At 58.7% G+C, this 18,109-nt stretch carries 14 protein-coding genes, 1 tRNA gene, 1 pseudogene and 1 riboswitch; of the genes and pseudogenes, 9 read left to right on the forward strand and 7 right to left on the reverse strand.

All coding sequences use genetic code 11. The features are described 5' to 3' along the window. Nucleotides 1-11: 11 nt before the first annotated feature. The 5 genes and pseudogenes from G449_RS0111265 to G449_RS0111295 form a co-directional block, all read right to left on the reverse strand. Nucleotides 12-269: pseudogene (locus G449_RS0111265) on the reverse strand (transposase); the annotation flags it as partial. A 955-nt stretch (nt 270-1,224) separates the two neighbouring features. After that, a tRNA-Asn gene (locus tag G449_RS0111275) sits at nt 1,225-1,300 on the reverse strand. A gap of 71 nt (nt 1,301-1,371) precedes the next feature. Then, the gene (locus G449_RS0111280) at nt 1,372-2,094 is read right to left on the reverse strand and encodes an epoxyqueuosine reductase QueH (protein ID WP_022659423.1); all 723 of its coding nucleotides are present in this window, start codon (nt 2,092-2,094) and stop codon (nt 1,372-1,374) included. Then, entirely contained in the window at nt 2,067-4,928 is a 2,862-nt protein-coding gene (locus tag G449_RS18125; protein WP_022659424.1) for an Rne/Rng family ribonuclease, read from the reverse strand. Before G449_RS18125 ends, G449_RS0111280 begins: the two co-directional genes overlap by 28 nt. 341 nt (nt 4,929-5,269) lie before the next feature. After that, complete coding sequence (locus G449_RS0111295; RefSeq protein ID WP_022659426.1) at nt 5,270-5,956, reverse strand: metallophosphoesterase; 687 nt, start codon at nt 5,954-5,956, stop codon at nt 5,270-5,272. Nucleotides 5,957-5,995: 39 nt separating this feature from the next. Here G449_RS0111295 and G449_RS0111300 point away from each other — a divergent pair, with 39 nt between their 5' ends. The 6 genes from G449_RS0111300 (at nt 5,996) to cobI (ending at nt 11,542) form a co-directional block, all read left to right on the forward strand. Continuing rightward, nucleotides 5,996-6,751 (forward strand): 5-formyltetrahydrofolate cyclo-ligase, encoded by a 756-nt coding sequence (locus G449_RS0111300; RefSeq protein WP_081640546.1) that lies wholly within the window; start codon nt 5,996-5,998, stop codon nt 6,749-6,751. Then, nucleotides 6,742-7,497 carry a purine nucleoside phosphorylase YfiH/LACC1 family protein gene (locus G449_RS0111305; RefSeq protein WP_022659428.1) on the forward strand — a complete coding sequence of 252 codons (756 nt, stop codon included), beginning with the start codon at nt 6,742-6,744 and terminating at the stop codon, nt 7,495-7,497. The genes G449_RS0111300 and G449_RS0111305 overlap by 10 nt, the downstream gene beginning before the upstream one ends. Before the next feature lie 26 nt (nt 7,498-7,523). Continuing rightward, nucleotides 7,524-7,702: riboswitch (cobalamin riboswitch) on the forward strand. A gap of 219 nt (nt 7,703-7,921) precedes the next feature. Next, nucleotides 7,922-9,022, forward strand: coding sequence for a FecCD family ABC transporter permease (locus tag G449_RS0111315; RefSeq protein ID WP_022659430.1), 1,101 nt, complete (start codon nt 7,922-7,924; stop codon nt 9,020-9,022). Then, nucleotides 9,022-9,948, forward strand: coding sequence for an ABC transporter ATP-binding protein (locus G449_RS16920; RefSeq protein WP_022659431.1), 927 nt, complete (start codon nt 9,022-9,024; stop codon nt 9,946-9,948). Before G449_RS0111315 ends, G449_RS16920 begins: the two co-directional genes overlap by 1 nt. Beyond that, nucleotides 9,905-10,786, forward strand: coding sequence for an ABC transporter substrate-binding protein (locus G449_RS16925; RefSeq protein WP_022659432.1), 882 nt, complete (start codon nt 9,905-9,907; stop codon nt 10,784-10,786). The genes G449_RS16920 and G449_RS16925 overlap by 44 nt, the downstream gene beginning before the upstream one ends. Nucleotides 10,787-10,825: 39 nt before the next feature. Next, complete coding sequence (gene cobI, locus G449_RS0111330) at nt 10,826-11,542, forward strand: precorrin-2 C(20)-methyltransferase (protein WP_022659433.1); 717 nt, start codon at nt 10,826-10,828, stop codon at nt 11,540-11,542. An 846-nt stretch (nt 11,543-12,388) separates the two neighbouring features. Here cobI and G449_RS0111335 read toward each other — a convergent pair. After that, the gene (locus tag G449_RS0111335) at nt 12,389-12,835 is read right to left on the reverse strand and encodes a GyrI-like domain-containing protein (protein WP_022659434.1); all 447 of its coding nucleotides are present in this window, start codon (nt 12,833-12,835) and stop codon (nt 12,389-12,391) included. Between the two features lie 125 nt (nt 12,836-12,960). Between G449_RS0111335 and G449_RS0111340 the strand changes: the two genes are divergently transcribed. The 3 genes from G449_RS0111340 to G449_RS0111350 all read left to right on the forward strand — a co-directional run bounded on the left by G449_RS0111340 (nt 12,961) and on the right by G449_RS0111350 (nt 17,013). Further along, complete coding sequence (locus G449_RS0111340) at nt 12,961-13,875, forward strand: AraC family transcriptional regulator (RefSeq protein WP_022659435.1); 915 nt, start codon at nt 12,961-12,963, stop codon at nt 13,873-13,875. A 199-nt stretch (nt 13,876-14,074) separates the two neighbouring features. Beyond that, nucleotides 14,075-15,841, forward strand: a complete 1,767-nt coding sequence (locus tag G449_RS0111345) for a methyl-accepting chemotaxis protein (protein WP_027180942.1) — start codon at nt 14,075-14,077, stop codon at nt 15,839-15,841. Nucleotides 15,842-16,242: 401 nt separating this feature from the next. Next, nucleotides 16,243-17,013 carry a methyltransferase domain-containing protein gene (locus G449_RS0111350; protein ID WP_022659436.1) on the forward strand — a complete coding sequence of 257 codons (771 nt, stop codon included), beginning with the start codon at nt 16,243-16,245 and terminating at the stop codon, nt 17,011-17,013. A gap of 148 nt (nt 17,014-17,161) precedes the next feature. On the opposite strand, the gene G449_RS0111355 is transcribed toward G449_RS0111350, so the two are convergent. Beyond that, on the reverse strand, nt 17,162-18,106 hold the full coding sequence (locus tag G449_RS0111355; protein ID WP_022659437.1) for a carbohydrate deacetylase: 945 nt from the start codon (nt 18,104-18,106) through the stop codon (nt 17,162-17,164). Nucleotides 18,107-18,109: the final 3 nt, after the last annotated feature.

Below are 18,109 nucleotides of genomic sequence, written 5' to 3' on the forward strand. Positions count from 1 at the left end.
CTTCAAAAGTTTTTTGAGATCACGTCCTTTAGGACGACAATATCAAGTGCCTGCTCGCCTACAAGTCTTTTCAGCCGTGCGTTTTCTTCCTCTAACTGGCGTAATCGCTTTGCGTCAGAGATGTTCATTCCACCGAACTTGCTGCGCCACTTGTAAAAGGTCGCATCCGAGATGCCATGCTGACGGCATAGATCGACAACGCGAACTCCAGCCTCGGCTTGCCGCAAAATTCCAATAATCTGTTCTTCGGTGAATCTGCTACGTTTCATTCTTGTGCTCCTATGTCAGGAACACTAACTTTTCAATGGCATACTTTTCGGGGGGAGGGTCAACTGTAAATCTCCCATTAATTGTTGCGCGGCATCCTTATGAGCTTGAATATTTTTTTAGTCTAATATGATAGGTAGCTTTAAGGTGCATATTGGCTGTCATTCTATGATTGAATGATGGGTAGGTTCTGTTGGGCAGACTTTCTGGGCCTTCCTTGCCTGCTGCGCTTTGGCAATGATGATCTTGGCTTGGGGTTGCCTGCGGCCTTATCAATGCATTCATCAAGAGAATATGTCTGAGGTTGGGGAATGAGGGGCACTCTCTTGGCGCTTATCAAAAATCATGGATGCAGATTCTTGTGCCGCCGCCCTGGAGGCAATGAACCGGTACGGCGTACCGGAAATCTTCAACACTAACCAAGGCTCGCAGTTCAGGCGTTACGTGTTTACACGAACTCTCAGAGAGGCCGGAGCACGTATTTCAATGGATGGCCGAGGTCGCTGGATGGACAACGTGACGATCGAATGGCCCTAGCTTTTCTGAAGTATGAATACGTGCATTTGAGGGGGGAGGCCGGGAGTGATCTTCTCCACGTCCTGGTCTGGCGGCTTGAGTTCTACAACAATCGGTGTTCGCACAAGGCCTTCGATGGCATAAATCTGATGGGGATATGACAGCGTTTAGGCCAGAGAGGGCCCGGCCTTGCCAAAGGAGGCATAGCCATGAAACTGTCCACCTTGGTTTTGCCGTTGACTGGTCCGGAAAAGTGAACCCCCTTATTGGGGGGATCTGTCGAAAAACTGTCCGGTGAAGGGGTTTGCCCCCGTCTTTGGTCTAGGCCCAAAATGCCTTATGGGAGGCAGTTTTGCCGCTGGTGGATATTCTCAAATCTAACATGCTGAAATAAAATGAAAAAGCCCTTGCAGCTATTAACTGCAAGGGCTTACTTTCGTTTGGCTCCCCGAGACGGACTTGAACCGCCAACCTAGTGATTAACAGTCACCCGCTCTGCCAATTGAGCTATCGGGGATCGTTCAGGCAAGGAAGTGTTTACGGAAAAACAGGGGCAAGGTCAAGCGAAAACTGCAAAAAAAATTTAGATCATCCCTTGATGCACCGCAAAAGCTTTTTCTGGTAGCGTTCCGCCTCGCTGTACACGCAGCCGCAGTAGGGCTGGCGGTAGAGTTCCATGGACTTTGAGCGGTCTATGCCTTCCTGCCAGTCCGCGCGAAAATCGCGATAGGCAAAGCCTGGTGCGCCCTCCTGGGCCGCCAGTTGCTCGCCTGCGGCCTTGATGACCTCGTGGGGCTGATAGCGCGAGTAGAGCAGGCTGCTGCTCACCCAGGCAAAGCCTTGCTGCCGCGCAAAGGCAAACGCTGCCTGCATGCGGCTTTCGCAGCAATAGGCGCAACGGGCGGGCGGTGTGTCGCGCCCCGTCACAGCGCGCAGCCAGTTGGTGATGTCCCATGTTTCATCGGCGTAAATGATCGGCACGCCCAGGCGTTCGGCACATTGCCCTGCGGCCTCCCGGCGGCGCAGATATTCTGCCAGCGGCTGGATGTTGGGATTCATGAACCATGCGGTCACGGCAAAGCCCTCGTCTAGCAGGCGCGTGATGGGCATGACGGCACACGGCCCGCAGCAAACATGCAGCAGCAGGCTGTTGGCGGGCAAGGGATTTGTGGGCGCAGCTACAATGGAGCCTGCCAGAGTGGAGTCGGCGGGCGCGGCGTCAGCCGGGGAGTGCTGTGCAGAAACAGCAGCCGGGGTTTCCACCCCGGCTGCCGCACCGTATTCTAAGGACGAACCATTATTTCCAGACATTTACCATAATCCTGCTCAATCTCGCGCAGGGTGTCGCGCTTGTGGTTCAGCAGATACAGGGCCAGTTCCGGGCTTGCCGGGTATACGCATTTTTCCTTGGGCTCTGCGCTGATCATGCGGCGCAGTTCGCGCAGGGCCTGTAATGCCTGCCACTCAATATTGCGACGCATGCCTGTGCCGCCGCAGGCGGGGCAAGGTTCAAGCGAGATGGCCAAAGCCGAGGAGCCAGTGCGCTGGCGCACCAGTTCCAGCAGGCCGAAGGAACTCATCCGGGCAACATCGTGCCGTGCGCGGTCATTCTTCATGGCTGTGCGCAGGGTTTTTTCCACTTCAAGCACGTGTTTTTTGTCGCGCATTTCAATGAAGTCGATCACCACCTGGCCGCCGATGTCGCGCAGCTTGAGGTGGCGGGCAATGGCTTCGGCGGCTTCCATGTTGGTTTTGTGCGCCATGGCCTCAAAGTTGCCCTTGCCGGAAATTTTGCCGGAGTTGATGTCGATGGCCATGAGGGCTTCCGTCTGATCGAACACCAGACGCCCGCCAGAGGGCAGCAGCACTTCGCGGGAATAAATCTGCTCCAGCTGGCGGCGCAGATTAAAGCGTTCCCACATGGGGGTGCGCATGTCGGTGTGCACCCGCACAATATCTTTGCGGCGGGGGAACAGCAGGTTCACGGTGTCACGCACGCTCTGCGCCACTTCATCATTATCAACCCAGATTTCGCACACGTCCTCGGTCAGATAGTCGCGCACGGCGCGCTCTGAAAGACCCGGCTCCTGGTAGATAAGGGTCGGGGCGGAAACCTCGGTGGCCTTTTTGCGGATATCGCGCCAGACACGCTTGAGATACTGCAAATCGTTCTTGAGCGTGGTTTTGGTGGTTCCGGCGCTGACAGTACGCACAATGACGCCAAGCCCCTGACCGGGGTCAATGCCGTTCATCATTTCGCGCAGGCGCGAACGCTCATCATCGTCATCCACCTTGCGGGAAACGCCGATCTGATCCTGCCCCGGCGTAAGCACAAGGAAGCGCCCGGCAAGGGAAAGCCATGTGGTCAAAAACGCGCCCTTGCTGCCGGTGGGTTCTTTGACCACCTGCACCAGCACTTCCTGACCCGCCTTCAGCACCTTCTGAATGGGCGGAAATTTTTTGCCCTTGGAGGGTTCGTGGTGGGCCAGCCAGTATTCGGGATGCACCTCGTCAATCTGGAGGAATCCGTTCTTGCCAGCGCCGTAGCTGACAAAGGCGGCCTGAAGGTTGGTGTCGATATTGTGGATGACACCCTTGTAAATATTGCCCTTGATTTTGCGCTGGTGCAGCATGTCCAGATAGTATTCCAGCAACTGGCCGTCTTCAGCCAGGGCGACTTCTACCTGTTCGCCGGGCAGCACGCTGATGAACATGCGCCGCTTGCCCTTGGGGGCTTCGGTAGGAGCCTTGTCAGCATTGGCAGCCTTGTTGCCTTCTGTGGATCTGCCGCCTTCAGCCGGCTTGCCGTTTTCAGGCTTGTTCAGCTGTTGCTGCTGTTGTGGCTTGGCCTGCCTGGCGGGCTTGTTCTGCCTGGGGGCGTTCTGGGGGCGCGTATCCTGCGCGCGGCTGGCCTGCTCTGGCGCGTCATCGGCCAGATCAAGAGCATCGTCATCATCGTCGAGAGGGGCGGTGCTGGCCTGATCCTCGGCGGTTTGCGCGTCATCCTGTCCGTTCAGTTCTTTTTTACGGTTGCGGCCACGCCCGCCCCGACGTCCACGCCGATTCTTGCGGCGCGGGCCATCCCCTGCAGCGGCGTCGCCGGAGGCCGATGCAGAACCGCTTTCAGCGGCCTGTTCCGCATCCTGTTCCGCTTGGGCGGCAGGTGTGCCTACTGCTTTGTCTGCGGGCTGACTTGCGGCCTGGCTCACATTTTGATCGGCAGCCGGTCTGGGGCTTTGACCGCGTTCCGCTGCGGGGGCGTTCTGGCGCCGCGCTGCGTCTGCGGGTTTGTCTGAAATTTGTTCCGACGCCTGCTTTGCGCTCAGCTCAGCTGCTTTTGCAGGGGCTTGAGCCACGGGAGCCGGGCTAGTGAGAGCCGCAGAAACCGCAGGCTTGTCTGATGCGGGGCTTACGGACTTGGGGGCTGTGCCTGCAGGCGCTGCGTCAAGTGTCTGTGCAGCTACCTGAGCAGTGGCTTTTGCACTGCTTTCTGCCGCTGTTTTTGCGGGCCGACCTTTGGGAGCCTTTGCGGCAGGCTTTTGGGGCGCGGCTTCCTGCTTGGAGCGATCAGAAGCTTTTGCAGTTTTGGCCGTAGCCGCAGCTTCAGTTGTGCTGGCTTCAGTTGTCTTGCCCTTGCGGGGCGTTGCGGCTTTGCCCGCAGTCTTGCCCACAGCTTTGGCAGGAGCCTTGCCCGGAGTTTTGCCAGCAGCCTTGAGGGCCTCAGCAGCAGGGGCGGCGGCTGACTTGGGCGCTACGGCATCTGCCGCGCTGCCAGAAATTTCTTTGGAGGGCTCAGCCGTTTTTTTAGCTTTGGCGGTAGTCGTCTTTGCTGTTTTGCCCGCGCTGCGGCCTGCGACCTTGGCGGTTGATGCGGCTTTTGATGCCGAGGTCTTGGATGAAGCTGATTCGGCCTGGGCGGCCTTGGAATCGGAAGCGCCTTTAGAATCAGAAGAATCCTTGGCGGGCTTTGATCCGGAGGTTTTGGACGCGGCCTTGCCGGAAGCTGTTTTGCCAGAGGCTGGCTTGGCGGCTGGTTTGGCTTTGCTGCGTGTTGTGGTTGAACGTTTGGGCTTGGAAACTTCCTGCGACGATGCATCCGTGGCTTGCTGTGAAGCGACCACGGGGGTGTCTTGGTCTATAGTCATGAAAATCCTTTTGCTGCGGGGCGTTGAGCCTCCGCAAAAATTTCAGCCAGCATGCCATGCACTTACGGGAATGTGCCGTATTTGCTCCGCCGCAGCGCCAACAAGGCGCGCGAAGGCGGCAGCATGCTAATCCGCTTTTTGGAGAGTACGTTTTTTTTGAAAATATGCAAGCGGGCAAGGGCGGGGCGGGAAAATGAGCGCGGCGTGAACTGTGCCTGCCATCCTAACATGCTGCGGAGGCAGAAGAAAAATTGTGGAGGCGGGTGTGGATCTGGGGCAAGGGCCGCATCCGTCGAATCACATCCTTACAATGCGTTCCGGCAGATGCGGCAGGCAAAAAATTAGTCTTCAAGCATCTTGAGTTCGGCGGAGAGCTGGCCCGAATTGGAGCGCAGCAGCACGTAGCCGCCCTGCGCAAGCATGCCGGGGTTGACCACAAGGGTGCGGCCCACGCGGTCCATGGCGCGCGATTCGTGGATATGCCCGCACAGGCAGATGTCCGGCTGGGCTTCTTCAAGAAATTCGCGCACGGCTGTGGAACCCACATGAATGCCGCCGGGGATCATGTCGCAAGCGGTATCCTTGGGCGGATTGTGCGAAACAAGCACGCTGTGCGGATAGTGGCGGGCTTTTTGCCAGCAGGTTTCAAGCCACGCGGAAAATGCGGATTCCGGAAATTCGCTCGGCGTGCCAAAGGGCGTAAATGTGGAGGCCCCAACGCCAAAAATGGCGATTTCGGGCGTAAGCTCACGAGTGACGGCGTGGAGATTCCAGCCTTTTTCGCTCAGCCACTGGTCAACTTCAGGCCTGTCCATGTTGCCGATCTGAGCCAGCACGGGGATGTCGTGGACGCACAGGGCGCTCATGACCAGCTCTGCCTGCTTGACGCCGCCGGTGATGGTCAGGTCGCCGGTAACGATAATGCCGTCAGCCTGCGAGAGTTCCGGTATCTGGGCAAAACGTTCAGGCTCGTCGTGGATGTCGCCCACGGCGATCCAGAGAAAATCCTGAGAGTCGGCGCTTGGCATGGTGTTGCTTCCTTTGTTACAGTGGCGCAGGTGTTGAGAATGCCACACATTGCACCACAAGGAAAGAGACGCTTGCCCTCCAATGCCACACCCTCCGTGCCTGTGCCGCCCAGTCAGCCAGTGAACCAGCCGGATGCTCCGCTAACGTGCCCGGCGGGCAATCTTTCAGCCGTGCTGTCCGAGGCTATGGCTCAGGCCAGAAACGATGTGCGCAAAGCCATGCGGCGTCTGCGGGTGGAGCAGTCCCCCCAGTTGGCAGAAATCCGCAGCAAGGCGGCGCAGAGCAGGCTGATGGAATCCGCCCTGTGGAAGAATGCCCGCTCCGTGGCCCTCTATGTGGGGGTTAGGGGTGAGCTTGGCACGCAGGCATTGCTGCGCGCGGCATGGCGGGCTGGTATGCTCGTGTGGCTGCCGCGTGTGCGGCGCAGCGAACCGGGATTTATGGACTTTGTGGCCTGCAGCGGCCCGGATCAGTTGCGGCCCGGCCCTCTCGGCCTGCTTGAACCGCACGATTCCCTGCCCGGTTTCGGGCCGGAAGCGGCGGGCGGCAGCGGCGCGGGGGAAGCATACCCCCTTGCCCCCGATCTTGCGCTCCTGCCCGGTGTGGCTTTTGATCTCACTGGAGGGCGGCTGGGCTATGGCGGCGGCTATTACGACCGCTTTCTGGAAAAAGGATTCACCTGCCCCCGCGTGGGCCTGTGTTTTGAATTTCAGCTTGTGGAATCCCTGCCCCTGGCCCCCTGGGACCAGCGGGTCAACTATATATGTACTGAAGAGCGTATGCTGTGTCTGTAAGCTATATCCCCTTTATTTTTCCCGGTGTTCCGCAGGTGCGTTGCGCCTTTCAGACCCGCGCCGGAGGCGTGAGCCTTGGCGAGTTTGGCGGCGGCAACATTGCTTTTACCGTGCAGGATAAGCCCGAACACGTCATTGCCAACCGCCATAGCCTGCTGGAAGGCCTGCGCCCGCAAGGCATGACCGCCTGGGCCGAACTGATGCAGGTGCACGGCGATGGTTTTGTTTTTGAGCCGGAGGCCGTGGCCTGCGAAACGCCCGTCACGGCGGAAGGCGACGGCATGGCCACAGAGCGTCCCGGCCTTGGGCTGCTCATCAAAACGGCAGACTGCCAGCCCATCCTTATTGCCCACAAAAGCGGCGCGTACATCGCCGCCATGCATGCGGGCTGGCGTGGCAACCGCTGCGATTTCCCCATCACGGGCGTGGCCCGCTTCTGCGAACGTTACGGCCTTGAACCGCGCGATCTGCTGGCTGTGCGCGGCCCCAGCCTCGGGCCGGGCAAGGCGGAATTTGTCAATTTGGGCAAGGAGTGGGGCGAACCCTACCTGCCCTGGTTTGATGCCAGCAGCAAAACCATGGATTTGTGGGGCCTCACGCGGCACCAGCTTGAGCGCGCGGGCCTTTTGCCGCGCAACATCTATGGGCTGGACATCTGCACCGCCAGCAACAACGAGCAGTTTTTTTCCTACCGCTGCGCCAGACGCTCGGGCCGTCAGGCCAGCCTTGTGTGGATAGCAGCCTGAGCCATTGACAGGCCGCAAGGCCGCGCCTAGAGTGTTGGCGGCATTGGTAGCCGGGTAGACCGGCTTGAAAAGGGAATCCCGTGAAAAACGGGAGCGGACCCGCCGCCGTAAGGTTCTTAACCTTGCTCCATCTTGCGCCACTGGAAACGGGAAGGCCGGAGCAGGGGAACCAAGCCGGAAGACCTGCCATGCCCCAAGGTGCGCAGTCATGGAATGACGGCACCACGGTGCGGCATTGGCCGCCCCACGGCAACGGGTTTTTGCCGGCAGGACAGAGGAAATACGGGCCTCTTCCACCACGAGTGGAAGAGGCTTTTTTTATGCCCGCGCGGCGCAGGCCGCCACTGGGCAAGGGTCTGACCCCTGAGGTCAGCCAACGCTTTGGCCCGCGTTTGCCCCCGCAGGCTACGGCCAGAGGGCTGGCATGACCAGAACGACCGCATCTTCTCCCTCCTCCTACCCGCAAACCCGCAGGCTGTGGCCGGTTTTTACCGGTCTTGTGGTCGTGTGGCTTGTTTCGCTGCCGCTGGCCTGTTTGCCGGGGCCAGTGCCCTTGAGCGCGCAGAGCGTGTTTCGCGCTTTGGCGGCATTGGCAGGCTTTGCGGCCACGCCCGATGATCCGGCCCTGACCGGAGTTGTGGTGAGCATCCGCCTTGCCCGGGTGTGCCTGGCCGCCCTGTGCGGCGGCGCTCTGGCTATGGCTGGGGCAGCATTGCAAGGCGTGTTGCGCAATCCGCTGGCTGATCCCTTTACTCTGGGCATTTCCGCCGGGGCTGCCTGCGGGGCCAGTATGGCTATAGCCCTTGGCGGGCCGCTGGTCGCCATGCTGGGGAGCATCCCGTGGCTGGGCGGCGTGCCGGGGCTGGTCGGGTTCAGCCATGCCGGGCTGGTGGCCCCTGCGGCCCTGATCGGCGCGCTGGCGGCACTTGGCGGCGCACTGTGGCTTGGGCGCGGCGACGGCGCATTCAGCCGGGAGAGCGTTATCCTTGCGGGCATTGCCGTGGCTGCATTTTTGGGGGCGCTGGTGGCCCTTGTGAAGGCCCTCAACGAGGAATCCGTAACCAGCATCGTGTTCTGGATCATGGGTTCCTTTCAGGGCCGGGGCTGGAGCAGTCTGCCTCTCTTGCTGGCGACCCTTGTACCGGGCTTGCTGGCAACGGCCTTTGGCTGGCGCTCCCTGGACGTGCTTGCCCTAGGCGATGAACAGGCCGCTCAAACAGGCCTTGATGTGGGCCGCGCCCGCCTGTGGCTGCTGGCCGGGGCAAGCTGCATGACAGCTGGCTGCGTGGCCGTGGCCGGGGTGATTGGATTTGTGGGGCTGGTGGTGCCGCACGTGTTGCGTTTGCTGCTGGGCTGGGGGCACGGCCCCTTGCTGACTGCGGCCTTTTTGGGCGGCGGGGTGCTGCTGGTCTGGGCGGATGTGCTGGCCCGTTGCGTGCTTTCCGGCGGACAGGAACTGCCCGTGGGCGTGGTCACAGCCTTGCTTGGCGGGCCGTTTTTTGCCCTGCTGGTGCGGAGGCGCTGATGCTGCGGCCTGACCAAGATATTCGCCATGAGGGGCGCACAGCACCGCCTGTGCTGCGTATTGCCGGGGTGCGCGCCGGATACGGCGGGCAGAGCGTGCTGCACGAGGCGGGCTTTACCCTGCACGCCGGAGAGTGCGCCGCCCTGCTTGGCCCCAATGGCAGCGGCAAAACAACGCTGCTGCGCGCCCTTTCGGGGGTGCTGATGCCGCAGGCTGGCACCATTGAGATTCAGGGGCGTCCGCTGGCGGCATTGAAGCCGCGAGAGCGCGCCCGCATGGTGGCGGTGGTGCCGCAGCGAGGGCAGTTGCCGCAGGGCCTTACCGCACGGCAGATGGTGCTGCTCGGACGTTTTGCCCATCTTTCGTGGCTTGGGGCCTATGGGCGGGAAGACTATGCGGCGGCAGACCGGGCGCTTGAAGAAACCGGGGCCGCGCCGCTTGCACACCGCAGGCTCACCGAACTTTCGGGCGGCGAGTTGCAAAGGGTTTTGCTGGCCCGCGCCCTTGCGCAGGAAAGCCCGCTCCTGCTGCTGGACGAACTGGCCGCAGGGCTGGACTGGGCGCGCATGGTTGATCTGTTCAACCTGCTTGAACGCCGCCGCGCCGCCGGAGCCTGCGTGTTCATGGCCGTGCACGACTGCAATCTGGCTGCCCTCTACGCCACGCGCCTCATGGGGCTGCGGGACGGAAATCTGGTTTTTGACGGGCCGGTAGCAAAGGTTTTTACAGAGGAGAATCTCGGTGCGCTTTACAACATACCCATCTGCGTGTTGCCCCACCCAAGGTGGGGGTTGCCCCAGGCCCTGCTTGCCAGCGCAAAAGGCCCGTGGAGCGGGGAAAAATCTGCTGCCCCGGCGGCCTCTGTTGATGACGTTGTGTCTGATGCTCTGTCTGGTTCTATTCCCGGCAGGAGCGCAGGCGGCTAACTCTGAAAACAGCGAACGTCGTGATTCCGCCCCTATTGTCATCACGGACGACACGGGCGCAACAGTAACCTTTGCCCAACCTGTCAAAAGGGTGATCGCGCTGTACGGAGCGTTTAACGAGATTTTTCTGGCTCTGGGCGCTGGCGACCTGCTGGTGGCGCGCACTGCTGCGGACGGCAATCTGCCGGAGCTTGCGGCCCTGCCTGCCATTGGCACGCACATGCGTCCCAATGCCGAGCTTGTGCTGGCGCAACAGCCGGATGTGGTTTTGCAGCTTGAAGGCCGCAGCGAAGCCCAGACACAGACCGAGAATCTGCGTTCCCTAGGCCTCAAGGTACTGACCTTTGAGGTAAATTCCTTTGAGCGGCTGTTTGAGGTGACGGAAACTTTGGGGCGGCTTGCCGGGCGCGAGGATAAAGCCCAGGCTCTTGTAAACGGCTGGAAGAGCCGTGTGCAGGCATTGCGCAGCCGCAATGCCTGCAAGCCCGTGGTCCGCGTCTTTTACGAGGTGCGTTATCCCAATCTGCTGGCGGCGGGGCGCGGCGGCATCAGCAGCGAAATACTTGCCCTTGCCGGGGGCGGAAACGTGGTGAGCGACAGCAAAAAGCTGGTGCGCTACAGCGAGGAAGCCCTGATTGCGGCAGACCCGGATGCGTACATTATTCAGAAAGGCCCCATGAACCCTGCGCCCACGCCTCTGGCCGAGCGCGACCATTATAAGGATTTGCGCGCCCAGCGAGCTGGCCGAGTGCTCGTGGTGGACGAAGAGCGTTTTGCCCGCCCCGGCCCCCGCGCCCTGGATGCGGCGGAAGAGCTGGATAGCTGGCTGCATCGCTGATCCCATAAATATTTCAGAGCATTGTAAAGAGAGAAGATAATGAACGGAATTCTCTACGGCGTGGGCGTCGGCCCCGGCGCGCCTGATCTTTTGACCCTGCGGGCAGTCAGGGTGTTGGGCGAGGTGGATGTTATCCTTGCGGCAGCCTCGCCCCGCAATGATTTTTCAGCGGCGCTGGACACGGCGCGCCCGCATCTGCGGGCCGATGTGCGCGTGTTGCGGCTGGAATTTCCCATGACGCGCGATCGTTCCGTGCTGCGTGAGGCGTGGCGCGTAGCGGCCCAGACTACCAGAGATGTGCTGGAAAGCGGGCAGAGCGCCGCTTTTCTGACCATTGGCGATCCTTTGGTGTACAGCACTTTTGGCTACCTCATGCGCACCCTTGGCGAATGCGCGCCGCATTTGGCGGTGGAGGTCATTCCCGGCATCACGTCCTTTCAGGCGGCAGCTGCCCGCACCCGCACCGTTTTGTGCGAAAACGGCGAGACCTTGCGCATCATACCGGGCATCAACAGCCGGGAGAGTCTGGAAGATTCCCTGCTGCAGAGTGATACTGCTGTTATTCTCAAGGCTTATCGAAATTTGCCTGCCATTGCGGAAGCCTTGGGCGCAACCAACAGGCTGGAGTCGTGCGTGCTGGCGAGCCATGTGGAGCAGCCTGCGGAGAAGGTCTGTCAGGGGCTTGGCGGAGCTTGTGCTGCGGGTGAAACTCCGCCCTATATGTCGTTGATTCTGAGCCGTAAGCCGCAGGCGTAGCCCTGTGGCAGTGTAAGGGTTGGAGAGGGCAAGAAAAGGCGGGAAGAGTTTGGGTGGCGTGGGTGAGCCTGTCGGGCTGATTTACGCAAACTCGACTTTTTCGGCCTGACTGCGTTAAAGTCCTGTTTTTGATGCTCACGTACTTGAGTACGCTGCGCTCAAAAACAGGACTTTTCCTTGTCAGTCCAGAAAAATGCGTATTTTGCAAACTCGACCAACACCAACCATCGCCTTCGCCTTGCTCCGGCGAGTTTAAGGAAGGTTACTTCACGACCAGCTTTTGATGCTGAGTGATTTTTTTTAGCTCGTAACTCATCCGCCTGATCGGGGTTGAATGGAAATTGTCGTTATCGCATGTAACTTGTCTATGTGATACCGGTATTTGTTTACTACCGTGATTAGTCCGGGCTTGGTGGTGACTGAAACATCAGAAGCTACGGGAAAAGAGGACAAGACCACGCCCTAAACGAACAGCTAAACCCGTGGGATTTGGCTGAAGTGGATATTGACCGAAGCGAAAGCCCCCTCTGGCATTTACGCGGCGCGGAGGGAGATCACCTGAGCGAGCGCAGTGAGCGAGGGAAGCTCCCGCAGCTATGGCCGCGTTGCCCTCGCCACGCTAAGGAAGTTGAAAACCTGAAGGGGTGCTTCGGGGGGGGATGCAAGGGGGGCCGAGAAGGGGGCGTAGCCCCATAACCGGCCCCGCCTTGCCGCGCGCCGCGCAGGCGTCCCCAACCCCGCCGGACGGCGGAATCCCGTGCCCGAAGGGCAGAAAAAAGATAAGCTTAGTGCCTCTCGGGCGAGACTGAGCCGCGCAGGCGTACCAACTCCGCCGGATGATGGAATCTAACGCTTGACCGGCATAAACAGATCAAACGGCATACTCGGATTCCAGTCCGCAGGGTACAGCTCAAAGCAGGGGGCCTGCTCGTTCAGTTTCCATTCCTGCTGCCCGCCAAGCCATGTCTGGTACATGAACATGTATCCCGCACCGATGCTTTCCAGATTTGGCACAGTGCAGCGGGCGTATAAGCCGGACGGTATGGCGGTTGTTTCAATGCCTGCCGGAATCTGTTCGTCAGCCTCAACGGCGGCCCAGTAATCAAAATCCTCGGCATTGAGCATAATGGAAACGCCGTAGCTTTCCTTGCCATAAATTTTGGGCATTTGCGGACAGAAGTTCTGCCACAGGGCCTGGCAGTCTTCCTTGGCTTTTGCCATATTGGTACGCACTTTGATGCCCATAAGCGGCTTGGCCGGAAAATCCACAACTTTTATTTCAAATCCGTTCATAGTTACTCCTTGCGGGGATATATTGTGTCGGGTCAGCATGTTCCTGCTGGCGAAAATTCGCTCGACTTTTTTTGCGCTTCTGCCCACCGTGGCCCTTGGCGGCCAGAACCGAGATGGGAGAATAAATGGAAACACTTACCTACCAGCAGCGTATAGGCCTTGTGCTGCGCCACATTGAGCAGCACCTTGATGACAGGCCAAACCTGGAAGAGCTGGCGCGCATAGCCTGTTTTTCGCCCTATCACTTTCACCGGATATTTTCATCCATGGTGGGCGAGAGCGTTGCGGCGTACGTGCGCCGTTTGTTGCTGGAACGCGCCGCTATGCAGCTTGGGCATTCCCCTGAATCTGTCACCCAGATAGCCCTTGGCGCGGGCTACGATAGCTTGGACGCATTTACGCGGGCTTTTCGGGCGCATCAGGGCATGCTGCCGTCTGAATACCGCCGCAGGAAGGGGCATCTGGAGGTTGCCCGCAGGCGCGATCTGGCGCGCCCTCTGTTTTATCATGAAATGACCGACCTCCCACCCATGAATGTACGTGTTGAAAAATTCGCACCGCTTTTGGTGGCTGCCGTGCGGCATACAGGGCCGTATGACGAGAGTTTTCCTGCATGGGAAAAACTGTGCGGCGCGCTGGGGGCCAACGGCCTGCTTTCTGATGCCTCAGCGGCTTACGGCGTGAGCTACGACAACCCGGACATCACCGCGCCCCAAAAGTGCCGCATGGATGCCTGCGTCAGCCTGCCGTCAGGATTGCTGGAAACAAGTGTCGAATTGTGCCCCCTGCTACAGAATGAGGATATTTTTTTGCGGCATATTGGCGGGGAACAGGAGTATGCCGTGTTGCGCATCAGGGGGCCGTACTCTCTGCTGCATCCGGCCTACAGGTCGCTGTTTGGCATGTGGTTCCCGCAGAGTGGACGCGAACCGTATAATGATCCGGGCTTTGAAATTTACTGGAATTCACCGCAAACGACCCCTCCCGCAGACCTGCTGACGGAAATATGCATTCCTCTCAGACCGATTGATAAGCCCTGATGTGCCGAGCATCGTGTGCACACGATGCTGGACAATATGACAGGAATTTGGTTTGGTAGATAAACAAATGATTGTATGGTGTTATGTGAAAAACAATTTTAATTACTTTTGCTGATAGCCTAAAATATTTAAAGACTGTGCCGATAAAGAAAATAGGACGCTAATAGTATAAAATCCCCCCTCTCCTGGAGAATCGACCATGAGCCTTTTAAAAAATACACGACTGCAAACAAAGCTCATTGTGAGTTTTATCCTGTCTTCGCTGATGACCTTGGGTGTAGGCGTTTTTGCCGTTTTTGAGCTGGGTAAGGTCAATAATGCGGACACAATCCTTTATGAGCGCGCCACAGTCCCCATGGCGGATCTGCTGAAGCTTTCCGTGGGTTTCCAACGTATTTGCGTCAACATGGAAGGTATCGTTGGTGCATCGTCTGATGCGGAGGTTAAGCAACGTACTGCTCAGATTGAAGCACTGCGCAAAGAAATAGACGAAAGCTCAAAAGCTGTGGAAAAGACCCTGATTTCTGCCAAGGCAAAGCAGATTATTGAAGAGTACAAGGTACACCGCGCTGCGTTCAGAGGCATGACGGACAAGGTTCTCAAGTTGAAGCAGGCTGGTGATTCCGCCGGAGCCGAAGCCTATCTTGATAGTGAAGGAAACAAGCTGGCCGACCAGTATCAGAACGCAATCAACCGCCTTGTGGAGTCCAAGGAAGAGCAGGGTCATCTGCTCGCCCAGTCCAATGACGAACTGGCTGATTTTTCCAAAAAAATGATTTTTGCGGCCATTGCCATTGGTTTTATTTTGTCTGTGGGGCAGGGCATGTTGCTCACGCGTGAGGTTATGCGGCAGCTTGGCGAAGACCCTGGCTATCTCGCCGAAGTTGCAGGCAAGATTGCTGACGGCGATCTGGATGTGACATTCCGTCAGCAAAAGAAGCCCGGCGGCGTTTATCATGTCTTGCAGAACATGGTGGGAACCATGAAGGACAAGATCGCCGAGGCGGAGCAGAAAAGCGCTGAAGCTTCGGAGCAGGCCCACCATGCGGAAATAGCCACGCAAGAGGCTCAGGCTGCCAAGGTGCAGGCAGAGCGCGCCAAGGCCGAGGGTATGTTGCAGGCCGCGCACCAGCTTGAAAGCGTGGTTGAGGTGGTATCAACTACCACAGAGCAGCTTTCTGCGTTGATTACGCAGTCGAGCAATGGGGCAGAGGAACAGTCTCGGCGTGTTTCGGTTACGTCTTCTGCCATGGACGAAATGAACGCCACCGTGGGCGAAGTTGCGGAAAATGCCGCCAAGGCCTCTGATACCTCCGATACCGCGCGCACCAAGGCGCAGGAAGGGGCGCAGCTGGTTCGCAATGTGGTGAGCGACATTACTGCGGTGCAAAAGCAGTCGCTTGAAGTCAAGGCCGATATGGCTACGCTCGGCAAACAGGCCGATGGCATTGGGCAGATCATGAGCGTTATTTCAGATATCGCAGATCAGACCAACCTGTTGGCCCTTAATGCCGCCATTGAGGCGGCTCGGGCTGGCGATGCCGGGCGCGGCTTTGCCGTGGTGGCTGATGAAGTGCGCAAACTGGCGGAAAAGACCATGACAGCCACGCAGGAAGTGGGCGGCGTTATTCGTGGTATTCAGGAAGGAACCCGCAAAAGCATTGACGGCGTGGACAAGTCTGTTGCCACCATTGAAAGCGCCACGCATCGGGCTTCGCTTTCTGGCGAGGCGCTTACACAGATTGTCAGCCTTGTGGAACAGGCAAGCGATCAGGTGCGCTCCATCGCCGCAGCCAGTGAGCAACAATCGGCATCCAGCGAGGAAATCAGCCGCTCCGTGGAGCAGGTAGCAACGATTTCGGCAGAAACGGCGCAAGCCATGGGAAGGGCCAACCAGGCCATGAGCGAGATGGCCCAGCAGGCCCAGGTGCTGCGGCGGCTTATTCAGGAAATGAAGGCGGGTTAACGGAACGCCGTATCCAGGTTTGAGAGCAGAAAAAAGAAGAAAGCAAGGAGCGTCTGTAGGTGACAGTGGCCGCAAGATGCTTGTTTGCTGGTTATCCGCCAGTTTGGCAGCTATGGGCAAGGGGAGGATCGGGAAAGATCCTCCCCTTGCGGATTTTTATGATTTGTTTGCGCTTGCTGCTGCATGATATCTGGCTGGTTGCTGCGTGTGCCTGCCAGATATTTTTTAAGTATTGCAGTGATGTTGCGGTCTGGTCACGTTCTTGTGCAAGTTGCCGCCGCCAGGTTTACGCGCATTGCGCCTTGCTGACGGTTGGGTTATGATTTTGCGCATCGAAAGTTTGCCTGAGGCGCAATCCTGCGCGAGGCGAGCTTTTGCGGCCATGTCTCGGAGGCTTCAACGTGCGGCGTTTTTATCAGGAAAGCTGGCAGGGCATACCCTTCACGTCCTTTTCACATATTTCATTCTTTCATCTGGCGGAACCAAAGTTTTATGCGGTTTTTTACGAAGAGCTGTTCCGCCGCTACAAGAACTGGGAAGATTTGCCCTCTGTCTGGCGCGAAAACAAGCGCACAGACGCAAAGTGGCTTATCGGTCAGTTGCGTGCAAAGCTGGCGCAAGACCCCGCAGGGCGCACGGAACCCGTGCGCGTGCTGTCCATTGGCAGCGGCGTGGGCTATATGGAAAAGATTTTGCTGGAAGAAATGCCGGAGCTTGAACTGCATGTCAACGAACCCAGCACCGTAGGTATGAAGTGGCTGCGGGAATACATACCCAGCGACCGCATCTATATCGGGCTGCCGCCCATGTGTCTGCCCTCTGATGTGCAGTACGACATGATCTACCTGTCTACTGTCGACTACGGCATTCCTACGCGCGAGTTCCAGCATCTGCTCTGGGAACTGCGGGCGCAGCTTGCCCCCGGCGGGGAACTGGTGCTGCTTTCTGCGTCGTTGCTGGAAGAAGATTCGTTTATCGGCAGTTTTGTGAACGCCATCAAGATCGGCATCCGCGCGGCCCTGCACTATATGGGTATTCGTCGGCAGCAGTTCTGGGGCTGGCGCCGCACGCAGGATGAGTACCGCGATCTTTTCAAGGAGGCTGGCTTCACCCGGGTGAAGGACGGCTGGCTTGAAGACGGTTTTGAAACCTACTGGATTCGCGGTCAATAACGCTTATGCAGGCGGGAGCGCTCGCCGCTGAAGAATGTAACCGGCCCAAAGGCATTATGCTTTTGGGCCGGTTGTTGTTTGCCGTGCGGGATTTTTTGAGTGAAATGCCGGAGCAATCCGGCACCTGCCGGGTTTGTTGGATGGGGCGCTATGGCTGTGTCTCCGCAAAGGTCTGCAAGGAACCGTAGCGCGCCAGCACGGCGTTCAGGCTGCCGTCGAGCAGCATGGTCTTTTCTGCCAACCGTGCGCTGCTTTGATAAAAACCGTTGTGCCGCATGCGGGCCTCGCTGGCGTCATGCCCGCCGCCGGGGTGACTCATGATTTCAACCAGCGGGGCGCGCTCCTTTTGGCGCTGTATGGCCGCAAGGGAAGCGTCGGCCCGCGCAGCAGTAAGGTTGCCGCCGCTTACAAGCCCGCACAAAAAGCTGTTGCGGGCAATGCCCGCCTGATCCAGCAGGGCCGCAAACCCGTTCGACCAGTGCGCGAGCAGGGTGCGCCGCGCGCATCCCACAAGCATCTGCGCCAATGGCAGCGGGGGCAGGTGAGCGGGTTCCTTGGGCAGACGCACATAGGCAGGCAGGTGCTCCCGCATGAGGTCTCGCATGACTTCGCGCAGGGCGGGGATGGCGTGCACGTGCAGATGCCCGTCCAGATGCAGTCCTCCCCTTTGCCGCAACGGTAAAAAACCGCTGGCAAAGGCATCTATCTGCGCTTCAAATTCATTACGAATGGCTGAAAGCAGGGCCTTTTTGCGGGGGCCAGTGACCGTGGCAAGGTTATAGAGCATCTGCCCAAGCCCGTACCGAAAGATGCCATCTGCATCAACCAGCGGGCGCACTTGTGAAACGGGTGCAGTGCAACGCCCTTCAAGAATATTCAGGTGCAGGCATACGCGCACATTGGGCATGGCAGCCAGGTGTTGCAGGCTTTGTGCCGCGTGTGAGCCGCCCAGAATGACGGAAACCGAGCTCAGCGGCCCATGGGAGAGGCAGGCAAAGATATCCTGGCTAATCTGCCGGGTCAGGCCGCAGTCGTCCGCATGGACGATAAAGCGCATGGAAGGCAGTTTTTCGGCATCGCTTTGCTGACGCATGAA

This window comes from Desulfovibrio desulfuricans DSM 642 (genome assembly GCF_000420465.1).
In the GTDB taxonomy this organism is placed as follows: Bacteria; Desulfobacterota; Desulfovibrionia; order Desulfovibrionales; family Desulfovibrionaceae; genus Desulfovibrio; species Desulfovibrio desulfuricans.

What these genes read in the sequence shown, in the direction of transcription:
- G449_RS16925 (WP_022659432.1), top strand. Translation starts at nt 9,905, where the DNA reads ATGCTCTGTCTGGTTCTATTCCCGGCAGGAGCGCAGGCGGCTAACTCT.
- G449_RS0111315 (WP_022659430.1), top strand. Translation starts at nt 7,922, where the DNA reads ATGACCAGAACGACCGCATCTTCTCCCTCCTCCTACCCGCAAACCCGC.
- G449_RS0111300 (WP_081640546.1), top strand. Translation starts at nt 5,996, where the DNA reads ATGCCACACATTGCACCACAAGGAAAGAGACGCTTGCCCTCCAATGCC.
- G449_RS0111345 (WP_027180942.1), top strand. Translation starts at nt 14,075, where the DNA reads ATGAGCCTTTTAAAAAATACACGACTGCAAACAAAGCTCATTGTGAGT.
- G449_RS0111295 (WP_022659426.1), bottom strand. Translation starts at nt 5,956, where the DNA reads ATGCCAAGCGCCGACTCTCAGGATTTTCTCTGGATCGCCGTGGGCGAC.
- G449_RS0111280 (WP_022659423.1), bottom strand. Translation starts at nt 2,094, where the DNA reads ATGTCTGGAAATAATGGTTCGTCCTTAGAATACGGTGCGGCAGCCGGG.
- G449_RS0111355 (WP_022659437.1), bottom strand. Translation starts at nt 18,106, where the DNA reads ATGCGTCAGCAAAGCGATGCCGAAAAACTGCCTTCCATGCGCTTTATC.
- G449_RS16920 (WP_022659431.1), top strand. Translation starts at nt 9,022, where the DNA reads ATGCTGCGGCCTGACCAAGATATTCGCCATGAGGGGCGCACAGCACCG.
- G449_RS0111340 (WP_022659435.1), top strand. Translation starts at nt 12,961, where the DNA reads ATGGAAACACTTACCTACCAGCAGCGTATAGGCCTTGTGCTGCGCCAC.
- G449_RS0111335 (WP_022659434.1), bottom strand. Translation starts at nt 12,835, where the DNA reads ATGAACGGATTTGAAATAAAAGTTGTGGATTTTCCGGCCAAGCCGCTT.
- cobI (WP_022659433.1), top strand. Translation starts at nt 10,826, where the DNA reads ATGAACGGAATTCTCTACGGCGTGGGCGTCGGCCCCGGCGCGCCTGAT.
- G449_RS18125 (WP_022659424.1), bottom strand. Translation starts at nt 4,928, where the DNA reads ATGACTATAGACCAAGACACCCCCGTGGTCGCTTCACAGCAAGCCACG.